This is a genomic window from Kitasatospora atroaurantiaca, assembly GCF_007828955.1.
Taxonomy (GTDB): Bacteria; Actinomycetota; Actinomycetes; order Streptomycetales; family Streptomycetaceae; genus Kitasatospora; species Kitasatospora atroaurantiaca.
In genome coordinates this window covers 3,241,358-3,261,542 of the sequence record NZ_VIVR01000001.1, presented here as the reverse complement: position 1 = coordinate 3,261,542, position 20,185 = coordinate 3,241,358, and the positions used below count along the sequence as shown (strand labels likewise).

At 73.1% G+C, this 20,185-nt stretch carries 17 protein-coding genes; 11 read left to right on the top strand and 6 right to left on the bottom strand.

Going from position 1 to position 20,185, the window contains the following annotated elements:
- Window positions 1–20: 20 nt before the first annotated feature.
- Window positions 21–710, bottom strand: a complete 690-nt coding sequence (locus tag FB465_RS15055; RefSeq protein WP_145791073.1) for a response regulator — start codon at window positions 708–710, stop codon at window positions 21–23.
- A gap of 10 nt (window positions 711–720) precedes the next feature.
- Complete coding sequence (locus FB465_RS15050; protein ID WP_170290590.1) at window positions 721–1,911, bottom strand: sensor histidine kinase; 1,191 nt, start codon at window positions 1,909–1,911, stop codon at window positions 721–723.
- A gap of 105 nt (window positions 1,912–2,016) precedes the next feature.
- Here FB465_RS15050 and FB465_RS15045 point away from each other — a divergent pair, with 105 nt between their 5' ends.
- Window positions 2,017–3,030, top strand: coding sequence for an SAM-dependent methyltransferase (locus FB465_RS15045; protein WP_145791071.1), 1,014 nt, complete (start codon window positions 2,017–2,019; stop codon window positions 3,028–3,030).
- A complete protein-coding gene (locus tag FB465_RS15040) occupies window positions 3,027–4,190 on the top strand; it encodes an NADH-quinone oxidoreductase subunit D (RefSeq protein WP_145791069.1) in 1,164 nt (387 codons plus the stop codon). Before FB465_RS15045 ends, FB465_RS15040 begins: the two co-directional genes overlap by 4 nt.
- Window positions 4,191–4,355: 165 nt before the next feature.
- Here the strand turns inward: FB465_RS15040 and FB465_RS15035 are convergent, their stop codons facing one another.
- Window positions 4,356–5,147 carry a DUF3109 family protein gene (locus FB465_RS15035; RefSeq protein ID WP_246193222.1) on the bottom strand — a complete coding sequence of 264 codons (792 nt, stop codon included), beginning with the start codon at window positions 5,145–5,147 and terminating at the stop codon, window positions 4,356–4,358.
- A 325-nt stretch (window positions 5,148–5,472) separates the two neighbouring features.
- On the opposite strand from FB465_RS15035, the gene FB465_RS15030 reads away from it, so the two are divergent.
- The 9 genes from FB465_RS15030 to FB465_RS14990 all read left to right on the top strand — a co-directional run bounded on the left by FB465_RS15030 (window position 5,473) and on the right by FB465_RS14990 (window position 16,576).
- A complete protein-coding gene (locus tag FB465_RS15030; RefSeq protein WP_145791065.1) occupies window positions 5,473–5,838 on the top strand; it encodes a hypothetical protein in 366 nt (121 codons plus the stop codon).
- A gap of 120 nt (window positions 5,839–5,958) precedes the next feature.
- Window positions 5,959–9,057, top strand: coding sequence for a toxin glutamine deamidase domain-containing protein (locus FB465_RS15025; RefSeq protein WP_145791064.1), 3,099 nt, complete (start codon window positions 5,959–5,961; stop codon window positions 9,055–9,057).
- Complete coding sequence (locus tag FB465_RS15020) at window positions 9,054–10,367, top strand: SUKH-4 family immunity protein (RefSeq protein WP_145791062.1); 1,314 nt, start codon at window positions 9,054–9,056, stop codon at window positions 10,365–10,367. Before FB465_RS15025 ends, FB465_RS15020 begins: the two co-directional genes overlap by 4 nt.
- Before the next feature lie 81 nt (window positions 10,368–10,448).
- Entirely contained in the window at window positions 10,449–10,640 is a 192-nt protein-coding gene (locus FB465_RS15015; protein WP_145791061.1) for a hypothetical protein, read from the top strand.
- A gap of 89 nt (window positions 10,641–10,729) precedes the next feature.
- Complete coding sequence (locus tag FB465_RS15010; protein WP_145791059.1) at window positions 10,730–11,686, top strand: Ppx/GppA family phosphatase; 957 nt, start codon at window positions 10,730–10,732, stop codon at window positions 11,684–11,686.
- 468 nt (window positions 11,687–12,154) lie between these two features.
- On the top strand, window positions 12,155–12,958 hold the full coding sequence (locus FB465_RS15005) for a sugar phosphate isomerase/epimerase family protein (RefSeq protein WP_145797361.1): 804 nt from the start codon (window positions 12,155–12,157) through the stop codon (window positions 12,956–12,958).
- Between the two features lie 180 nt (window positions 12,959–13,138).
- Window positions 13,139–13,903, top strand: a complete 765-nt coding sequence (locus FB465_RS15000; protein WP_145791057.1) for a class I SAM-dependent methyltransferase — start codon at window positions 13,139–13,141, stop codon at window positions 13,901–13,903.
- Between the two features lie 129 nt (window positions 13,904–14,032).
- Window positions 14,033–15,877, top strand: coding sequence for a dihydroxy-acid dehydratase (gene ilvD / locus FB465_RS14995; RefSeq protein WP_145791056.1), 1,845 nt, complete (start codon window positions 14,033–14,035; stop codon window positions 15,875–15,877).
- A gap of 168 nt (window positions 15,878–16,045) precedes the next feature.
- The gene (locus FB465_RS14990; RefSeq protein WP_145791054.1) at window positions 16,046–16,576 is read left to right on the top strand and encodes a hypothetical protein; all 531 of its coding nucleotides are present in this window, start codon (window positions 16,046–16,048) and stop codon (window positions 16,574–16,576) included.
- A 2-nt stretch (window positions 16,577–16,578) separates the two neighbouring features.
- On the opposite strand, the gene FB465_RS14985 is transcribed toward FB465_RS14990, so the two are convergent.
- From FB465_RS14985 to FB465_RS14975, 3 genes are all read right to left on the bottom strand, one after another.
- A complete protein-coding gene (locus tag FB465_RS14985) occupies window positions 16,579–17,769 on the bottom strand; it encodes an SCO2583/SCO2584 N-terminal domain-containing protein (RefSeq protein ID WP_145791052.1) in 1,191 nt (396 codons plus the stop codon).
- A gap of 130 nt (window positions 17,770–17,899) precedes the next feature.
- Window positions 17,900–18,349 carry a hypothetical protein gene (locus FB465_RS14980; RefSeq protein WP_145791050.1) on the bottom strand — a complete coding sequence of 150 codons (450 nt, stop codon included), beginning with the start codon at window positions 18,347–18,349 and terminating at the stop codon, window positions 17,900–17,902.
- A gap of 110 nt (window positions 18,350–18,459) precedes the next feature.
- Complete coding sequence (locus tag FB465_RS14975) at window positions 18,460–20,019, bottom strand: extracellular catalytic domain type 1 short-chain-length polyhydroxyalkanoate depolymerase (RefSeq protein WP_145791049.1); 1,560 nt, start codon at window positions 20,017–20,019, stop codon at window positions 18,460–18,462.
- Between the last annotated feature and the right edge of the window lie 166 nt (window positions 20,020–20,185).

The following is a 20,185-nucleotide window of genomic DNA, read 5'->3' as shown; positions in this document are numbered from 1 at the left end:
CCTGATCGATAACCCAGCTGCTACTCGTTCGCGCCTGCGCGGACCAGGCCGGCCTCGTAGGCGAGGACCACCGCCTGGACGCGGTCCCGGAGGTTGAGCTTGGCGAGGATGCGGCCGACGTGGGTCTTCACGGTGGCCTCGGACAGGGTCAGCTTGGCGGCGATCTCGCCGTTGGAGAGGCCCTGGGCGACGAGCAGGAAGACCTCGCGTTCGCGCTCCGTCAGCGGGCCCAGGACGGGGGAGCCGGGGGAGGACCGCGGGGTGGGGAGCACCTCGGCGAAGCGGTCGATCATGCGGCGGGTGGTGGTCGGCGCGACCACCGCGTCACCCGCGTGGACGGCGCGGATCGCGGCCACCAGCTCGGTCGGCGGGACGTCCTTGAGCAGGAAGCCGCTGGCCCCCGCCTTGAGCGCGGCGAAGGCGTACTCGTCAAGGTCGAAGGTGGTCAGGATCAGCACGTGCGGGGCTCCGGGCAGGGGGGTGCCGTCCCCGGCGAGGCAGATCCGGCGGGTGGCCTGGACGCCGTCCAGGCGGGGCATCCGGACGTCCATCAGGATCACGTCGACGGAGGTCTCCTCGAGGACCGCCAGAGCCTGCTGGCCGTCGCCCGCCTCGGCGGCGATCTCGATGTCGCCCTGGGACTGCAGGATCATCCGGAAGCCCGTGCGCAGCAGCTCCTGGTCGTCGACGAGCATCACCCGGATAGTCAACGCAACTCCCTTATTTGGCCGTCTTGAGGGGCAGTACCGCGCGGATCCGGAAGCCGCCGCCGGGCCGGGGCCCGATGTCGAGGCTGCCGCTGACCATGCCGACCCGCTCCCGCATGCCGATCAGACCATGTCCGAGCCCGTCCGTTCCACCGGCCGTCAGCTGCTCGTCGGTCGTGCCGCGGCCGTCGTCGTCGATCAGGACCTCCAGCTCGCGCTCCCGGAAGTCCACCTCGACCTTGGCCCTGACGTCGGGCCCGCCGTGCTTGCGGACGTTGGTCAGCGCCTCCTGGACGATCCGGTAGACCGTCAGCTCCACGCCGCGCGGGAGCTCCCGCGGGTCGCCCGAGGTGGTGAACTCCACCGGCAGCCCCGCCGTGCGGACCTGCTCCAGCAGCTCGGGCAGTTCCTCCACGCCCGGCTGCGGCACGTACTCGTCGGCGGTGTCCGCGGTGCGCAGCACCCCGAGCAGGCGGCGCATCTCGACCAGCGCCTGCCGGCCCGTGGAGGCGATCGTGCCCAGCGCCTCCTTGGCCTGCTGCGGTGAGTTGTCCAGCACGTACGCGGCGCCGTCGGCCTGGACGATCATCACCGAGACGTTGTGCGCCACCACGTCGTGCAGTTCGCGGGCGATGCGTGCCCGCTCGGCGGCGACCGCCACCTTCGCCTGGGCATCCCGCTCACGCTCCAGCCGGGCGGCGCGGTCCTCCAGCTCGATCAGGTACGCCCGGCGGACCCGGGTCAGCCGGCCCCAGGCCCAGCAGAGCACGAAGGGCGTCGACATCAGGGCGGTGATGAAGAGGATCTGCGGCCAGCTGCGGTCGGCTCCCTCCGCGGTGTTGAACCGCCAGACGGTGAGCGGGCCCGCCGCCAGCCCGGCGCCGAGTGCCACCCGGGAGACCCACGGCGAGCCGAAGGCGGCGCCGGTGTAGGCGAAGACCAGGTACCCGATGCTGGACGGGCCCGGATCGATGGCCAGGGCCACCTGGCCGAGTCCGAGGAGCACCGCGGCGGTCACCGTGATGTCCGGGTTGCGGCGCCGGAAGACCATCAGCACGGCGACGGCCAGCGCGATGGCGACGAACTCGAGGCTGCTCCCCGACATGTCGGCGGCGGACAGCAGGGAGAGGGCGAGCACTACCAGCGCCCATGCGGAGTCGACCACCATGGGGTGTCGGCGGAGCCAGGCGTTGAGTCGATGCACGCCTCAAGCCTAGGCAGTCACTGACCGCACTCAGGTCCGCCGGGAGAGCGATCCCTCCTACTCCGCAGGGTGGAGACGACCCCCGCCACAGGTAACGTCCCCTTCATGACCTGGATGCGCTGGCGGCCCGCCATGGAGGAGGCCCTGTACGGGGCGGACGGCGGCTTCTACCGCAGGTCGGAGGGCCCGGCCGGGCATTTCCGGACCTCCGTGCACGCCTCGCCGGGGTACGCCCGGGCGGTGGCCCGGCTGCTCGGGGACGTGGACGAGGCGCTCGGCCGCCCGGCGGAGCTCGCCCTGGTGGACATGGGCGCCGGACGCGGGGAACTGCTGACGGGGGTGCTGCACGCGGCCGGCCCCGAGCTGGCCGGGCGGCTGCGCCCGTACGCGGTCGAGATCGCGGAGCGCCCCGCCGGTCTGCCCGAGGCCGTGGTGTGGACGGACCGGATGCCGCAGGGGGTGTCGGGGCTGCTCTTCGCCAACGAGTGGCTGGACAACGTGCCGCTGGACGTCGCCGAGGTGGACGACCATGGGGTGCTCCGGTACGTCGAGGTCGCGCCGGACGGTGAGGAGCGGCTCGGCGACGCGCTGGACGCCGAGGACGCGGCCTGGTCGGCCCGCTGGTGGCCGGCCGACGAGCCGGGCGCACGGGTCGAGCTGGGCTCGCCCCGGGACGCGGCCTGGGCGGCGGCCGTCGGCGGGCTGGAGCGCGGCCTCGCGGTGGCGGTGGACTACGCGCACGTCCGGGAGAGCCGCCCCCTCTTCGGCACGCTGACCGGCTTCCGTCAGGGACGCGAGGTGCGGCCGGTGCCCGACGGGTCCTGCGACGTGACAGCGCACGTGGCACTGGACGCCGCGGCCGCGCCCGCGCTCCACAGCCTGTGGACAACCCAGCGCGAGGCCCTGCGTGCGCTCGGCGTGAGCGGTGCCCGGCCACCGCTCGCACTCGCCTCGACCGACCCGGCCGGGTACCTGCGCGCCCTGGGCGGGGCCGGGGAGTCGGCCGAGCTCACCGACCCGGCGGGGCTCGGTGGCTTCGGGTGGCTGGTGCAGACCGTCCGCATGCCGGTACCGCAGAGCCTGGAGGGGTTGGCGGGATGGCAGACTCTGGTGCCATGAGGGAGACCACGGTCGGCATCGGCGCAGGTGCAGAGAATCTGGCGAGCGAGCTGGGCACCAGCGACATGGTGCTCAACATCGGCCCGCAGCACCCGTCCACCCACGGCGTGCTGCGCCTGAAGCTGGTGCTGGACGGCGAGCGCATCGTGGCCGCCGAGCCGGTGATCGGGTACATGCACCGGGGTGCCGAGAAGCTCTTCGAGGCCCGGGACTACCGGCAGATCATCATGCTGGCCAACCGGCACGACTGGCTCTCCGCCTTCTCCAACGAGCTGGGCGTCGTCCTCGCCGTCGAGCGGATGCTCGGCATGGAGGTCCCCGAGCGGGCGGTGTGGATCCGCACCATGCTGGCCGAGCTGAACCGGGTGCTCAACCACCTGATGTTCCTCGGCTCGTACCCGCTGGAGCTCGGCGGCATCACCCCGATCTTCCACGCCTTCTCCAGCCGCGAGGACCTCCAGCACGTCATGGAGGAGGCCTCCGGCGGCCGGATGCACTACATGTTCAACCGGGTCGGCGGCCTGAAGGAGGACCTGCCGGCCGGGTGGCTCGGCCGGGTCCGCACGGCTGTCGCGACCGTCCGCTCGCAGCTGCCGGTCTTCGAGAACCTCGTCCTCGGCAACGAGATCTTCCGGGCCCGTACGGCGGGCGTCGGCGTGCTGTCGGCCGAGCAGGTCCACGCGTACGGGGTCAGCGGCCCGATCGCCCGCGCCAGCGGCGTCGACCTCGACCTGCGGCGGGACGAGCCGTACCTCGCGTACGGCGAGCTGCGGGACGTGCTGACGGTGGTGACGCGGGAGGAGGGCGACTGCCTGGCCCGCTTCGAGTGCCTGCTCGAACAGACCGTCAACTCGCTCGACCTGGCCGACGCGTGCCTCGACCGGCTGGCCACCCTCGCGCCGGGGCCGGTCAACCTCCGGCTGCCGAAGGTGCTCAAGGCGCCCGAGGGGACCACGTACGCGTGGACCGAGAACCCGCTCGGGATCAACGGCTACTACCTGGTGTCGCGCGGGGAGAAGACGCCCTGGCGGCTCAAGCTGCGGTCGGCGTCCTTCAACAACATCCAGGCGCTCACCGAGCTGCTGCCCGGGACGCTGGTCGCGGACATGGTGGCGATCCTGGGCTCGATGTTCTTCGTCGTCGGCGACATCGACAAGTAAGCCCACCTCCGACAGACAGGGCACCCCGACAGACAGGGGCAACCTGAAGGGGCGCGGGTCTCTGCTTGATCAACTGCGTGCGCGCGCAACCGTGCACGTACGTAGTGCCCTGGTCGCGCAGTTCCCCGCGCCCCTGTGGGGTTTGCCCTGTCTACCGGGTTTCCCCTACTTCTTGGGGTCCGCCGGGTGGGGAGCGAAGCGGCGGTCGCCCTTCGAGGCGATCCGCTGCTCGCAGAGCTCCACCAGCGCCGCGTAGCCCGCCTCACCCATCAGCTCGGTGAGCTCCGGCCGGTAGCTGACGTACACCGGGTCGGGACCGTCGTGCGCCTCGGGGCTGCCGGTGCACCACCAGTGCAGGTCGTGGCCGCCCGGGCCCCAGCCCCGGCGGTCGTACTCGCCGATGGTGACCTGCAGGTAGCGGGTGTCGTCCGGGCGGTCGATCCAGTCGTACGTGCGGCGGACGGGCAGCTGCCAGCAGACGTCCGGCTTGGTCTCCAGCGGCTCCTTGCCCTCCTTGAGGGCCAGCGTGTGCAGGGCGCAGCCCTCGCCGCCCGGGAAGCCGGGGCGGTTGAGGAAGATGCAGGCGCCGTCGACACGGCGGGTCTGGCGGTCGCCGTCCTCGTCGAACATGGTGATGCCGCCGTCGAGCTTGATCCGGCCCTTGGCGTCGGTGCCGTGCTCGAACAGCTCCCAGTTCTCGGGCGTGAGCCGGGCCGCGTGCCCGGCCACCCGCTGCTCGTCGTCCTCGTCCGAGTAGTGGGCGCCCAGGGTGCAGCAGCCGTCGGACTCGCCGCGCCCCGGCCGGATGCCGTGGCAGCCCTTGCCGAAGATGCAGTTCCAGCGCGAGGTGAGCCAGGTCAGGTCGCAGCGGAAGACCTGCTCGTCGTCGGCGGGATCGGCGAACTCCACCCAGGCCCGCGGGAAGTCGAGCGGGACCTCGGGCACCCGGGTCGGCATCGCGAGGTCGATGACCGTCGAGGAGGCCTTGGCCTTCTTGCCGCTCTTGGAGGTCTTGTCGGTGGTCTTGGGGGTCTTGGTGCTCTTCGGGGTCTCTGCTGCCACTCAGCAAGGGTATGGCCTCGGGAGTGCGTCCATCGGCTCGTGATGGTGGCATTTGCGGCGATTCGTCGCCGATCGGCGGTGACCGGGCGTCGCAGGTCGTGAAGTTGACGTGAGAAACCCCCACGGGCCCTGCGGAGGCTTCGCGGTCGGGGCCTAGGATGGCGGCCGTTGGGCGCGTACGGAGCCTTCGGCGGCCGTACGGGGACGGGGGAGTGGGCGGATGGCGACGGGCGCTGCGGGCGAGTTCCGGATCAAGCCGTGGGAAGTACACGGTGAGGGACGGGAGTTCGAGAACATCTCCAACGATTTCGCGCGGGCCGCGCTGGCGTTGGAACACGGGCTGGCCGGGCTGGGCACCCCCTGGGGCAAGGACGAGCCGGGAGCCGGCTTCGGCAGCGCGTACGGCGAGGCCCAGACCGACATCATGGCCGGGCTGAACGGTCTCGCGGACCGGCTCGGCGGTATCGGCGCCGGGCTGCACACCATGGCCGACCAGGCGAGCCGCACCGAGGACGACGTCCGAGCGGACTTCACCGGCGGTAAGGCCGGCGCCGGCGGAACCGGACCGGGCTCGATGGCGGTCTGAGACCACAGAGGGCACCACCACCGGCCCGACGCCGTACCGGCGGTCGGGCCCGGCGCAATGGCGCACGGCGTTGACATGGCGCATGGCGCTGACATCCGTAGAGCCCGAAGGGGGGACCGCGTGTCCCGGAATTTGCCCGAGGAACTGGTCCCGGTCATGGCGAAGGTGGGCCACCACTGGCCCGAGGCCGACGAGGACGGGCTGCGGAGAGCAGCGGGCGTCTGGCGGGAGTTCGGCGGTGAGGCGGAGCGCCTGAGCCGGCGCGGCGGGGACTCCGCGCAGCGGGTCACCGGGGAGAACTCCGGCCGTGCGGTGGACGCCTTCGCCGAGCACTGGCGCGGCTTCGCGGGTGGTGGCCGGGGTGCGCTGGACGATGCGCAGACCGCTGCCGAGCTGATCGCCAAGGCCTTCGAGTCGGCCGCCACGGCCACCGACAGCTGCAAGTCCGCGATCATCTCCGTGCTGACCGAGCTGGCCGAGGAGATCAAGGCGGACGAGGCCGCCAAGGCCAAGGCCGGTGCGGGCGGCGGTGTCCTCGGGGCCGTCGTGAAGGTGGTGACCACCGTCGTCGCCGACGTCGAGGAGCTGGTGGCCGTCACCGTCGCGAAGGCGCGCGTCGGTGAGCTGCTGGAGGAGCTCGGCCGCGAGATGAAGCACGGCCTGGAGGCTGCGCTCAAGGAACCGGCCGTCACCACGCTGGAGCGGATCGCGCAGGCCGACGGGCACGGCCACCGCAGTGGGTCGGGCGATCTCCGGATGATGAGTGCGGGCGCGCACGGTCAGCTGACCGGCGCCCTGGCGGGGTCCGCCGCCGGTGGAGCCGCGGTCGGCGGTGTCCGGGCGCTCTCCGCCAAGGTCGGGCCCGACGGCCGGGTGGTGACGGATGCCTCGGGTCAGCCGGTGCTGTTCGACCAGAACGGCAAGAAGGTGACCGGCGTCGAGGGCGTCACCGTCGAGACGGACGGCCAGGGCAAGCCCGTGGTCGGCGCCGACGGCAAGGTCGCGGTGCTCGGTGCGGACGGCAAGCCCGTGGTCGGCCTCGCCCTCGGCCTCGACGGCAAGCCGATGACGGACAACGACGGCAAGCCGGTCGTGGTCGGCGCCGACGGCAAGCTCGGCGAGAGCGGGCTGTCGGTGGCCGTGGGCAAGGACGGCAAGCCGATGGTCGGGACCGACGGCCGCCCGGTCGTGGTCGACGCCGACGGCAAGCCCGTCGTGGGAGCGGACGGCCGGGTCGCGAAGCTCGGTACGGACGGCAGGCTGGTCGTGGACGCCCAGGGCCACCCGGTGGTGGTCGGGGTCGACGGCAAGGAGATGGCGCCGACCGGGCACGACCAGCAGGCGGTGAAGCTGGGCCCGGACGGACGGCCGGTGGTCGACGTCAACCTCAAGTCAGGAACCGGTGTGCTGCCAGGAGTTGGCGGTGCGTCGGCCGACGGCCCGGGTGGCCTCGGCCTCGGCGTGCAGGCCGGGCCCGGCGGAGCCGGCGTGCAGGTGACCGGCGGGCCGCAGGCCGACGTGCGGGTGGATGACGGACGCGGCCACGACGATGCCCCGATGCGGGGGCACGACCGGTCCGGCTCCGGGTCCGGCTACGGGCACCAGCGGCAGCAGCCGGTCGAGTACGACGAGCCGGGCGGCTTCGACAGCGATCCCGTCGACCTTCCGCGCCCCTCACGTGGCGGGCCGGCCGCGGTGCACACCGACTCGGTGGCGGTGGACCTGCCGCCGGTCACGGCGACGGGTGGCTCCGGCGGCGGCGGTGGTGGCTTCGGCGGCGGTTTCGGTGACGCGCCGTCGGCTCCGGCCGGTGGCGGTGGCTCGCGACCGTTCGACCCGCCGATATCCGGCGGTTCGGTGGGTACTCCTGGTGGCGGCTACGGGCCGGTCAGCGGCGCCCCGGTGGGTGCCGGTCCGGTGGGTACCGGTCCGGTCGGCGGCGGTTCCGGCGCCGGCGTGCCCGGCAGCCCGATCGGTGCCGGCGGTGCGGCCGGTGGCAGTGCGCCGGTCGCCCCGGGCCCCGTCGCAGGTCAGACCGGCGTGCCCGGTGCCGGCGGAACCGCGGGCATGCCCGGTACGCCCGGTGCAGGCGGCGTCGGTGGCCCCGGTGGCGCGAACCCGCCGGCAGCGGGCGGCCAGGGCGGTGCGGCCGTCGTCGGCATCGTGCCCGGCCAGGAGGCCAGGGCAGGGGCGGGCGCGGCCCGTCCGCCGGTCGGCTCGCCGCTTCCCGGAGCGGGCGCAGGCGTGGGAGCAGGCGCGGGCGCCGGGCAGGGCGGCCCGGCCCCCTTCCGGATGTTCTCGGAGACCGTGATCGATCCGCGCCGCCGCCCGGACGGCATGATCCACCCGGAGGCCGGCGGCTGGGCGGCCGTCCCCCCGGCGGAGGCCGGCGCAGCGGTCCTGATCATCCACACCGCCGGCCGGTCCGGCGGTGTCGAGCCGGCCTCCGAGCCGGTCCACGTCCGGACGATCGCCGACAGCCGCCCGTACGGCGTCCCCGGCGGGCTCGGCCCGGTCGACCCCGCCCATCAGGCCGAGGCCGAGCGAAGGGCCCCCCGTACACCGGAGGGTGCCTTCGCGCTGCACCCGGACCCGCGCGGCGGTGACTGGACCGAGGCGCTGAACGGCGGCGGCTACCGCGAGCCCGGCCGTGCCAACAACTGCCTCGACGTCGCGCTGTCCGGCATCGACACCTTCGCCGGCCACCCCACCTGTGCCGCTCCCCGCCTGCCCGACGGCCCGGCCGGCGAGCGCGGCGGGCGGGACCGCGCCGAGCGCGAACTGGGCACCCAGTTCCACGACCTGGGCGACGGCGGCGATGCGCTGGCCCAGCTGGCGGAGACGCTGCTGCGCTCGGGGCCGGGTGCCCAGGCGGTGCTGCTCACGCTGGACGAGTTCGGCCGTTCGCACAGCTGGAACGCCGTCAGCCACGGCGAGGCCGTCACCTACCTCGACCACCAGACGGGCCGTCAGTCCACCGTCCCGCTCCACGATGCGGCCCACGGGCTGTGGGCCATCGCGGTGGACGCCGAGTCCCGCCCGCTGGACCTGTCGGACATCCAGCTGACGGTGCCAGTGCCGAAGGCGGAGCCGGCCCAAGCGGTCGAAGCGGTCGAACGCCAGAGGCCGGCCGCGCCGCAGGAGCCGGCCCCGCCGCGCTCCCGGCTGACCATCCACCGAACCGCCGCAGGCACCAGCGCCAGGAGCAACCACCGATGACCACCCTCGCGCAGGCGGTCGACGCCGCCCACCGCTGGATCAACGGCGACCTGCCGCAGGAGAGTTCGCGCAAGGTCCAGTCGTACGAGTTCGACCTTGGCTGGGTGCTCTGGCCCGAGCCGCCCCCCGTCCATGTGAACCCGCTGACCGGGGTGCGGCGCGCGCCCGAGGAGATCGGCGCGGCCTGCGCGGTGGTCGACCGGGCGACCGGCGAGCTCACGGTGTGGCCGTCCGTGCCGGTGCCCGAGGTGGTCCGGCTCTACCGCGACAAGCTGGGCGCGGGCCTGTACGACCCCGCCCTGCCGCCCGTCACCGGGCCGGGGACCCGCGCCGAGCTGACGTACCGGGACGAGCTCGGCGAGCCGCAGACGCTCGTCCTGCACTCGCTCACCGGCCGGCCGCACCCGGCGCTGCGGGCCTGGGAGCAGCTCCAGCAGCAGGGTGTCCGGGCCGAGGACGTCCTCGCCGTGCACACCGACCTGCGGCTCGGCATGCTCCCCGGCGGCTACCTGGCGCAGGCCGTCGCCGGCCGGCTGCCCGAGGCGCGGATCACCCACGAGCTGGTGTACGGGCCGCGCTTCGACGGCCGCGCGGAGGCCGTCCGCACCCTGGTCGCCCAGCTGCCGGCCGCCACTCCCGACGGCCGTCCGGCAGCGCCCAGGCCGAACCGCGTGCCCTTCCCGCTCGCCGTACCGCCCGCCCAGCCGGAGGCGGCGCCGGAGCTGGCCGCCCGGCTGGCGGCGCAGTTCGGCCCGGAGGGCGTCCGCCGCTTCGAGGCCGCCCACGTGAGCGCCGCCGACCTGCCCGAGGCGGTGGCCCGCCCGCTCCTCGAGGTCGGCCTGCCCACCGCTGTCGAGGGCTTCTTCACCCTGCACCACCCGGTCTCGGACGGCGTGGTGGACGGCAGCCCGGCCGACCCCGTCCTGCCGGACGTCGCCGCCCACCTGGCCGCGCTCGGCCGGGGCACCCTGGCCACGGCGGCCGCCCGCCAGGGCCTGCTCGGCCAGCTGATGATCGGTACCGACGGCTGGGCCCTGCTCACCGTCGACACCGCCCAGGGCCGGATCCGCGCCGTCGACCCCGACTACGCCACCGCCCGCTACTGCAACGCCGACCTCACCGCCTTCACCCGCTCCCTCGCCCTGCTCGCGGACCGGCTGCCCCGCCTGCGCGACCTGCACCCGTACGCCGCCGGCCCGGCGGTCGCGGAACTGCAGTGGGGGCTGGCGGCGCTGGACCGGACGGCCTTCGGCGACCCGGAGAACTGGTGGGCCGTCATCATCGAGCAGCTCTGGCACGGCCTGCTGTGACCGGCGGCGCGCCAGGCCGTCGCGTGGGTGCCTAGGCTGGATTCGAGGGCCCGAGTGCCGGGGGCTGCCCAGCCGTCCGCGATGGCTGTCCGCGCTGGTCGCGGCGGAGCCCGCTACGTCGCGGGCTCCGCACCGGCGGACGTACCCGCCGAGTCCCTCGACCTGCTGCGCCACCTGCCGGCCGACTACGACCGACAGGTGCGGGACCTGCCACCCGCACCGCCGAAGAAGGAGAGGGACGAGCCCCGGCCGGCGCCGACGACCGGTGACTGATCGTCATGAGGGCCCGGGGGGAGCGACAGGTCAGCCGGGTCCGCACAACAGTCCAGGTGGCGGGGCCGGATCGCGTAGCGTGGAGGGCTATGCGACTCGGTGTGCTCGACGTAGGTTCCAACACCGTCCACTTCCTCGTGGTGGACGCCCATCCCGGTGCTGCGCCCTTGCCGGCGTACTCCCACAAGGCCGAGCTGCGGCTCGCCGAGCTGCTCGACGACGACGGAGCGATCACCCGGAGCGGGGTCGACAAGCTGGTCGGCATGGTGGCCTCCTCGATAAGGGTCGCCGAGGACAAGGGCGTGGTCGACCTGCTGCCCTTCGCCACCTCCGCCGTCCGTGAGGCCGCCAACGGCGAGGCCGTGCTCCGCCGGGTCGCCGAGGAGACCGGTATCGAACTGCGGGTGCTCTCCGGCCAGGACGAGGCCCGGCTCACCTTCCTCGCGGTGCGCCGCTGGTTCGGCTGGTCGTCCGGGCGGCTGCTGAACCTGGACATCGGCGGCGGCTCGCTGGAGATCGGGTGCGGCCTGGACGAGCAGCCCGACGTCGCCTGTTCGCTGCCGCTGGGCGCCGGCCGGCTGACCGCCAGGCTGCCCGGGGACGTCGCGGACCCCGACGACCTGAGGGAACTGCGACGGCACATCAGGGCCGAGATCGCCCAGGTGGCCGGTGAGTTCGCCCGGATGGGGACGCCGGACCATGCGGTGGCCACCTCGAAGACCTTCAAGCAGCTCGCCCGGATGACCGGCGCCGCCCCGGCCGACGCCGGCCCGCTGGTGCCCAGACGGCTCACCAGGTCCGGACTCTCCGCCTGGGTCCCCCGGCTCAGCACAATGTCGGTCGCCGAGCGCGCCCAGATCCCCGGCGTCTCGGAGGGCCGGGCCAAGCAGCTGCTCGCCGGCGCGCTGGTGGCGGACGCGGCGATGGACCTCTTCGGCCTGGACGAGCTCGACATCTGCCCCTGGGCGCTGCGCGAGGGCATCATCCTGCGCCGCCTGGACGCGATGGACAGCCCGGCCGACCGGAGGGCCGCGCTCACCGGGTGAGCACGCCCACACCCGGCCGAGGCGCGGTCCCATTCCGCCGTCCGGCCGCATACGCTGTGTCCCGTGGCGGATCCAGCGGACGAGGACGCAACGCAGGCAGGCCGCGCTGCCGGTACCGGTGCCGGGCAGTCGCGGCCGGCCAAGCCGCGCCGGGCCCGGGCGAGTGCCGCAGCGAAGCAGGCCACCGAGAAGAAGCAGACCACCGGGGAGAAGCAGGGCACGGGGGAGAAGCAGGTCACCGAGCGGACGGGTGACAGGCAGAGCCTGGGGGAACGGGCCGCCGGAGCCGCCTCCCGGACGGCCAGGACGGTGAAGTCCGCGAAGGCGGTGAAGACCGCGAAGGTCGCCCAGGCGGTGCAGGCCGTCAAGGCGACCAAGCAGGCCAGGGCCACCAAAAGGTCCGGGAGCGGCAAGTCCGCCCCGCTGCTGCGCACCACCGACCGGCTGGTGCTGCCCCCGCACCCCGAGCTGCACGTCCCCGACACCAAGGTCGTGCTCTCCACCGCCTCGGTCTACCCGGAGACCACCGCCACCGCTTTCGAGCTGGCGGCCAAGCTCGGCTACGACGGCGTGGAGGTGATGGTCTGGAACGACCCGATCAGCCAGGACATCGAGGCCCTGCGCCGCCTCTCCGATGCCCACCGGGTGCCGATCCTCGCCGTCCACGCGCCCTGCCTGCTGATCACCCAGCGGGTGTGGACCACCGACCCGTGGACCAAGCTGGTCCGGGCCCGCGCCGCCGCGGAGAAGCTGGGCGCCGACACCGTGGTGGTGCACCCGCCGTTCCGCTGGCAGCGCCAGTACGCCCGGGAGTTCGTCGAGGGCATCGGCCGGATGGCGGGCGAGACGGACGTCCGCTTCGCCGTCGAGAACATGTACCCCTGGCGCTACCGCGACCGCGAGGTCCTCGCGTACGCCCCCGGCTGGGACGTCACCGACGAGGAGTACCGGCACTTCACCATCGACCTCTCGCACGTCGCGACCTCGCGGATCGACGCCTTCGGCATGGCCGACCGGATGGGCGACCGCCTGGCCCACATCCACCTCGCCGACGGCACCGGCTCCGGCAAGGACGAGCACCTCATCCCCGGCCGCGGGAACCAGCCCTGCGCGGAGCTGCTGGAACGCCTGGCCCGTACGGGCTTCGCGGGGCACGTGGTGCTGGAGGTCAACACCCGCCGCGCCACATCCTCCGCCGAACGCGAGGCCGACCTGGCCGAGGCCCTCGCCTTCACCCGCCTGCACCTGGCGACCCCCTCCCGCGTCCGCTGAGGCCCCACCCGGGGGCGTGAGGGTGACCGCCCAGGGCAACCACAGCAGGGGCGCGGGGAACTGCGCGATCAACCGTGCACCTTCGTCGTGCCCTGGTCGCGCGCGCAGTTGATCAAGCAGAGCCCCGCGCCCCTGGGGGGACCCAATTGCGTAAGGTTCCCGCCGCGTAGGCTGGGCGGTATGACGGAGTATCAGCCGCAGGACCACGCCGGCTCGTTCGGTTCGGTCGCCGCCGAGTACGACGCGGGCCGTCCCTCGTACCCCGACCAGCTGTTCGACGAGCTGGAGCGGCTGTCCGGCCGGCCACTGAAGGGCGCGGACGTGCTGGACGTCGGCGCGGGAACCGGCATCGCCACCCGCCTGCTGGCTGCCCGCGGCGCCCGGGTCACCGCCGTCGAGCCCAGCCCCGGCATGGCCGCCCGGCTGCACGCCGTCAGCCCCGAGATCCCGCTGGTCAAGGCCACCGGCGACGCGCTCCCCTTCCACGACCGCACCGCCGACCTGATCACCTACGCCCAGGCCTTCCACTGGACCGACCCCGACCGCTCGATCCCCGAGGCGATCCGGGTACTGCGCCCCGGCGGCTCGCTCGCTCTGTGGTGGAACGTCAAGGACCGCGAGACCGCCTGGGTGCAGGCCCAGGAGGACCGCTTCGTCGCCGCGCTGCCCTCGTACCACCACTACGGCGCCGCCAACACGGTCACCGAGCCGCTCGCCCCGTACGGGCTGCGCCTGGGGACCGCCGTGCTGCGCTGGGAGCGCCGGATCCCGGTCGAGACCGTGATCACCGACCTGAGGTCGAAGTCGTACTTCGCCGTGCTGCCGCCGGAGCAGCGGGAGCCCGTGCTGGCCGCCGAGCGCGCCGCGCTGCTCGCGGAGTTCCCGGACGGCGAGGTCGTCGAGCCGTACGTGCTGGACCTGACCGTGGCCACGGTCGAGGGCTGACCCCGGGGTGACCGCATCGCGGACGATGTGTCCGGCGGCTGGACGGGAGGCGTAGGCTCAAAACCTACGGCGGCCCTGCACCCTCCCACCAGCAGCGGTCGCGAGCAGCCTCCGAAGGAGTGGAGCACAGTGCCCGAGCTGAAGTCCCGTACGGTCACCCACGGTCGCAACATGGCAGGCGCCCGGGCGCTTCTCCGGGCGGCCGGCGTAGCCCGCGAGGACTTCGGCAAGCCGATCATCGCGGTGGCCAACTCCTTCACCGAGTTCGTGCCGGGTCACACCCACCTCCAGCCGGTCGGCCGGATCGTCTCCGAGGCGATCAAGGAGGCCGGCGGCATCCCGCGCGAGTTCAACACCATCGCGGTGGACGACGGCATCGCCATGGGCCACCACGGCATGCTCTACTCGCTGCCCTCGCGCGACCTCATCGCCGACTCGGTCGAGTACATGGTCAGCGCGCACTGCGCGGACGCGCTGATCTGCATCTCCAACTGCGACAAGATCACCCCCGGCATGCTGATGGCCGCACTGCGCCTCAACATCCCGACGGTCTTCGTCTCCGGCGGCCCGATGGAGGCCGGCCAGGCCGTCCTGGTCGACGGCACGGTCCGCAAGCTCGACCTGGTCAACGCGATCTCCGATGCCGTCAACGAGAACGTCTCCGACGAGGACATCGCGATCATCGAGGAGAACGCCTGCCCCACCTGCGGGTCGTGTTCGGGCATGTTCACCGCGAACTCGATGAACTGCCTGACCGAGGCGATCGGCCTCTCGCTGCCCGGCAACGGTTCCACCCTGGCCACCCACACCGCCCGCAAGGCGCTGTACGAGGACGCCGGCCGGACGATCGTCGAGATCACCAAGCGCCACTACCACCAGGACGACTACTCCGTCCTGCCGCGCAACATCGCCACCCGCGCGGCCTTCGAGAACGCCATGGCGCTGGACATCGCGATGGGCGGCTCCACCAACACGATCCTGCACCTGCTCGCCGCCGCCCAGGAGGCCGAGCTGGACTTCGACATGCGGGACATCGACGCGATCTCGCGCCGCGTCCCCTGCCTGTCGAAGGTCGCGCCCAACGGCTCGTACTACATGGAGGACGTCCACCGGGCCGGTGGCATCCCCGCCATCCTCGGCGAGCTGTACCGCGGCGGGCTGCTCAACGAGGACGTGCACACCGTGCACTCCAACTCGCTGGCCGAGTGGCTGAAGACCTGGGACGTCCGGGGCGGCTCCCCGTCCCCGACGGCCGTCGAGCTGTTCCACGCCGCCCCCGGCTGCGTGCGCTCCGCCACCGCCTTCTCGCAGTCCGAGCGCTGGGACAGCCTGGACACCGACGCCGCCAAGGGCTGCATCCGCAGCGTCGAGCACGCCTACTCCGTCGAGGGCGGGCTCGCCGTGCTGTACGGCAACCTCGCCGAGGACGGCTGCATCGTGAAGACGGCCGGCGTGGACGAGTCCATCTGGACGTTCAGCGGCCCGGCCGTGGTGCTGGAGTCCCAGGAGGACGCGGTCGACGCGATCCTGACCAAGCGGGTCAAGGAGGGCGACGTCGTCGTCATCCGCTACGAGGGCCCCAAGGGCGGCCCCGGCATGCAGGAGATGCTCTACCCGACCTCCTTCCTCAAGGGGCGTGGCCTGGGCAAGGCCTGCGCCCTGATCACCGACGGCCGCTTCTCCGGCGGTACGTCCGGGCTCTCGATCGGCCACGCCTCCCCGGAGGCCGCGTCGGGCGGCACGATCGCGCTGGTCGAGGACGGCGACATCATCGCCATCGACATCCCGGGCCGCTCGGTCGAGCTGAAGGTCTCCTTCGAGGAGCTGCACGAGCGCCGGCTGAGGCTGGAGGCCGACGGCGGCTACCGGCCGAAGAGCCGGGACCGTCAGGTCAGCGCCGCGCTGAAGGCCTACGCGGCGATGGCCACCTCTGCCGACAAGGGCGCCGTCCGGGACGTCAGCAAGCTCGGCTGACGCACACTGGACGTGGAGGGAGTCGCCCCGGCGAGGGGGCGGCTCCCTCTGTGCTGGTCGCCCGCTCGCCTCCGGGGCAGTTGTTCGCCCGCTCGCCTCCGGGCGCTTGCTCGGGGCGGTGGTTCGCCCACTCGGGGTGGGAGGGGGAGTCGGGTCATAATCGGACCCGTGACCGAGCAGAGCACCACCCCCCAGCCCAAACCCGCCGGAGCCCCCGAGCCGGAGGCCGTTCGCTGGTTCGGCACCAGCTGGGTCGGTCGCGGTGCCGACTACTGGTTGCGGCGCGTCCTGGTCCCGATCGGCGCCCTGCTGACCGCCGTCGCCGGTGCTTTCGTCCTGCGCTTCGCCGTCGCCGGCGTGGGGATGTCGGACGCGGGCGGCTTCGTCAACGGCCTGCTGATCGCCGCCATCGCGATCTGCTCCTGCCTGGCCGCCCTGCGTACCTGGAAGCTGCTGAGCGAGGGCAAGGACGCCCTGACCGGCTGGATGGCCGAGGACAGGTCGCTCGGCGCGGTCTGGCTGATCGGCAGCGTCGGCGCGGTCATCGCGTACTTCTTCCGCAGCCTGACCGAGGCCCCCGGCGAGGCCGTCGAGCGGGCCCGCTACGAGCAGGCCGTCCAGCAGTACGCACGCCGCCAGGCCGGCCGCAGCGGCCGCCCCGGCCCGAAGCCGGGGAAGGCCGCCAAGCGGAAGGGCTGAGCTCAGCTGCGGGAGATCGTCCCGCAACCGGAGTGCTTCTCGAGCGGCTTGTTGTAGTCGTACGGGTCGGTCGTCGTCCCGTCGCTCGGCCTGCCCGTGCCTGATCCGGGGAGCGGGAAGTCCGTTTCGAGGAAGCCGCTGCCCATCTCGCAGACGTTGTTGCCGAAGTCGCTGTGTCCCTCGCCGAAGCTCAGCTTCCGAGGGTTCACGTCGTAGCGCGCCGGGTTGTCGAAGCGGAAGTCCTGGACCCGGCGAACGATCTCGCGTTCGACCAGGGTGTCCTTTCCGGCGGACCAGGAGACCGGTTTGGCGCCGCCCGAGCCGCCGCCGGCCGGTGCGGTGCCGCGCGGGCTCGCGCCGGGGGACTTGCCGGCATCCGGTCCGGGGCGCAGGGCGTAGACGAAGGTGACGTCGGTGTGCACCACCATGCCCTTCTCGCCGTTCTCCTCGAAGGTCACGGTGCTGTGCACCTTCACCGTGTCGGTGACCGGGATCGCGAGTCGGGGGTTGAACCGGCTGAGGTAGTTGGTCGGGTCGTGGTCCTTCGAGGGCGCCGCCAGCGCCTTCTCGACGTACTGCCGGCTGTTCACGTTCAGGAGATCCAGGGCAGCCTGCGGTGTGCCGCCGGCCACGGTCCTCGGGTCCACGTTCGCCAGTACCAGGAAGTCCTTGACCGCCTTCAGCTGCGCGGCGACCTCGTCCTTGTCGAACACGCCCACGGCCCTGGCCTCGGGCAGGGTGATGCCCTCCGCGCCGTCGGACCAGGTGAGCGCGGGGGAGCCGTCCCAGGGGTGGTCCTGCGTGGGTGTGCCCGGGGCGGCGGACGGCGGCGCGGCGGACGGTGAGGCGCTCCCGGGAGTCCGGACGGGCTGAGCGAGCGACGTCTTCCCGTCGTCGCCCAGCCGGAGGCCGAGCAGGGCGAGGCCGCAGACGCAGGCCACGATCAGCCAGGTCTGCCACCCCCGGCCGATCCGGGCGAGGAAGCCGCGCCGCTTGCGCGGCGGCGTCGGCAGCTCCGGCCAGGTCGGCTCCGGAGGCTCGCGCTTCCACTTGGCGGCGAGCATACGAGCGCGGCCGGACTGCTCCTTGACGGTGGCGGCCCGGACGAACTCCTCGTCCAGGACCAGCCCCGCGAACGGGTCGTCCTGCGGCCCGTCCGAGGGGCGAGGTTCTGGATCTTCGGCTATCGGCACGCGGTCAGTATGCAGACGCGCGGCGACAACCTTTCTACCGGGTTGGCGAGTTGCCCGCACACGGTGATCGTTCTGTGTCGATAGTGGTCGAAAGCGCCTGTTTCGCGTGGTCGGGGTCAGTAGGCGCGGGTCAGCCGCTGTGCCTGGCGCGCTTCACCGAGCCGACCACCCCGGCGACGATCAGCAGCACTCCGGCCGGCAGCAGCGAGGTGAAGAGCGCGCCGAACAAGCCCCAGCTGCCCAGCAGGGTCAGCGCCAGCGTGTTCAGCACCAGCAGCGCGCCCGCCGCCGGCAGGACCGACTGCCAGGGGTGCTCGTCGGCCCAGCGGCGCAGCCGCCGGTCGCCGGTGTCCTGCCGGATCCGTCCGCCGACGGTGCCCACCAGGAAGAAGAAGAACAGTGCCAGGCCCACCGGCCCCGCCAGGATGTCCATCGACCAGTGCCCGGTGACGACGTCCACCGCGAGCGCGGCACCGCCCACCACCGTGCCGACGGCCGCAGCCGTCCGCCAGGGCCCGAGCGTCGCCGAGGCGACGGCGAGCTGCCGGTTGTCCTTTCGCGACAAATCTCCGTGTCCCATGCCTCCACGGTGCTCCGCCGCGAGCCCGGAAGCCATAGGGAACAACCCCGAGTTTCCCCGTAGGGGCTCACCGGCACCGGGTCGTCACCCGGTGGGCGGTGAGCCCGCCGTCAGCGCCGGTACTCGACCGAGAGGGTGGCGTTCGCTCCGCGCTGCAGGAAGAGGTAGGCGGTGGAGGTGAGCGCCTGGTCGAAGGAGAGCCGCAGCTGGACGGTCCCGCCGGGGGTGATCGCGGCCAGGCCGGCGGGGGAGAGGTCGGTGGAGGTCTGGCTGCCCGAGGAGAACCGTCCGATCGTGGCCACCTCGGCGGCCGTCACGGCGGCGGACCAGTCGTCGGTGCCCGTCGTGCCGGCGGCGCCGAAGCAGCCGGTACGGGCGTCGACCACCAGTCGGCTGCCGCTGAACGGGTCCCCGCTGCCGCTGCCGTACGCGACGGTCAGCCGGGCCCCGGTGATGACGGCTCCCGCCGGGATGCCGGAGGTGTCGAAGGAGAGCAGGGCCCGGTTCTGCTTGCCGTCGGTGCCCCGGCCGACGGCCAGGCCGAGCGAGCCGGACAGGGTGCCGACGGCGGGTGAACTCCCGTCGGCGGCGGCCTTCACATAGCCGTCGAGGGTGGTGTCGTCGGCGAGGGTGGCGGTCGAGGGGCCCGTGGTGGGGGTGGGGGAGGGGCTGGGGGTGGAGCTGCCGTCCAGGCCCCAGAACCTGCCGATCCAGTACGAGGCACAGATGTTGACGTCCAGCACGTACGCGCCCGCCGTCCCGCACTGCGTCGAGCCCGTGCCCGGGTCGACCGGCTGTCCGTGGCCCATCCCGGTGATCGAGTAGGTCTCCACCCGCGCCTGCCCGCCGGCGTCCGTGTACACCTGGTGGGGGTAGCCGCCGACGGTGTCACTGGTGGTGGGCGTCTGGCCGATGCCGTTGGCGTTCGTCCACTGCTCCATCAGCTCGGTGAGGTTGCTCGGCTTCACCAGGGAGTCCGAACTGCCGTGCCAGATCGAGACCTTGGGGTGGCCGCCGGTCCACGAGGGGTAGGCGCCGCGCACCAGGTCGCCCCACTGCTGCGGGGTGAGGTTCTTGCCGTTGGTCATGCAGTCCACGGAGGCCTCGACCTGGGTGGTGGCGCAGTGGTACGGCAGCCCGGCGACCACGCCGCCGCCCGCGAAGACGTCCGGGTAGTCGGCGAGCAGGGCCGCCGTCATCGCACCACCCGCCGACAGGCCGGTGACGTACACCCGGGTCGCGTCGCTGCCGTAGTCGGCCTTCATCCGGTCGACCATCTGGCGCACCGAGAGCGCCTCGCCCTGGTCACGGGAGAAGTCACCCGCCTGGAACCAGTTGAAGCAGCTGCTGGAGTTGTTCGCCGACTGCTGCTGCGGCAGCACCAGGGCGAAGCCCCACTGGTCGGCCCACTTCGTCCAGCCGGTCTCGTCGTCGTAGGCGGACGCCGACTGGGTGCACCCGTGCAGGGCCACCACCAGGGGCCGGCCGCTCGGCAGGCCGTCGGGGACGTAGCGGTACATCTGCAGGTTGCCGGGGTTGGTCCCGAAGCCGGTGACCTGCGTCAGGGTGGCGGCGTGCGCCCGGCCGGGGCCCAGCGTCAGCAGGCCGGCCAGGACGGCGAGCAGCGTCAACGCGGCCCACCAGGTTCTCTCGATCCGTCCGGTTCTCATGGTGCGGCTCCTTCGTGGGGGTGCCGCGAAGGTACGAGCGCCCGGTCCGGCCGGGGACGGTACCGACGGACACCGGCCGCCGGGCCGGGTGTCTGCCATGCACATTGCCGTCGCCCGACCACAGCGTGGACGTCCCCGCCCCGCCGCCCGCCCCGGTGCGAGGATG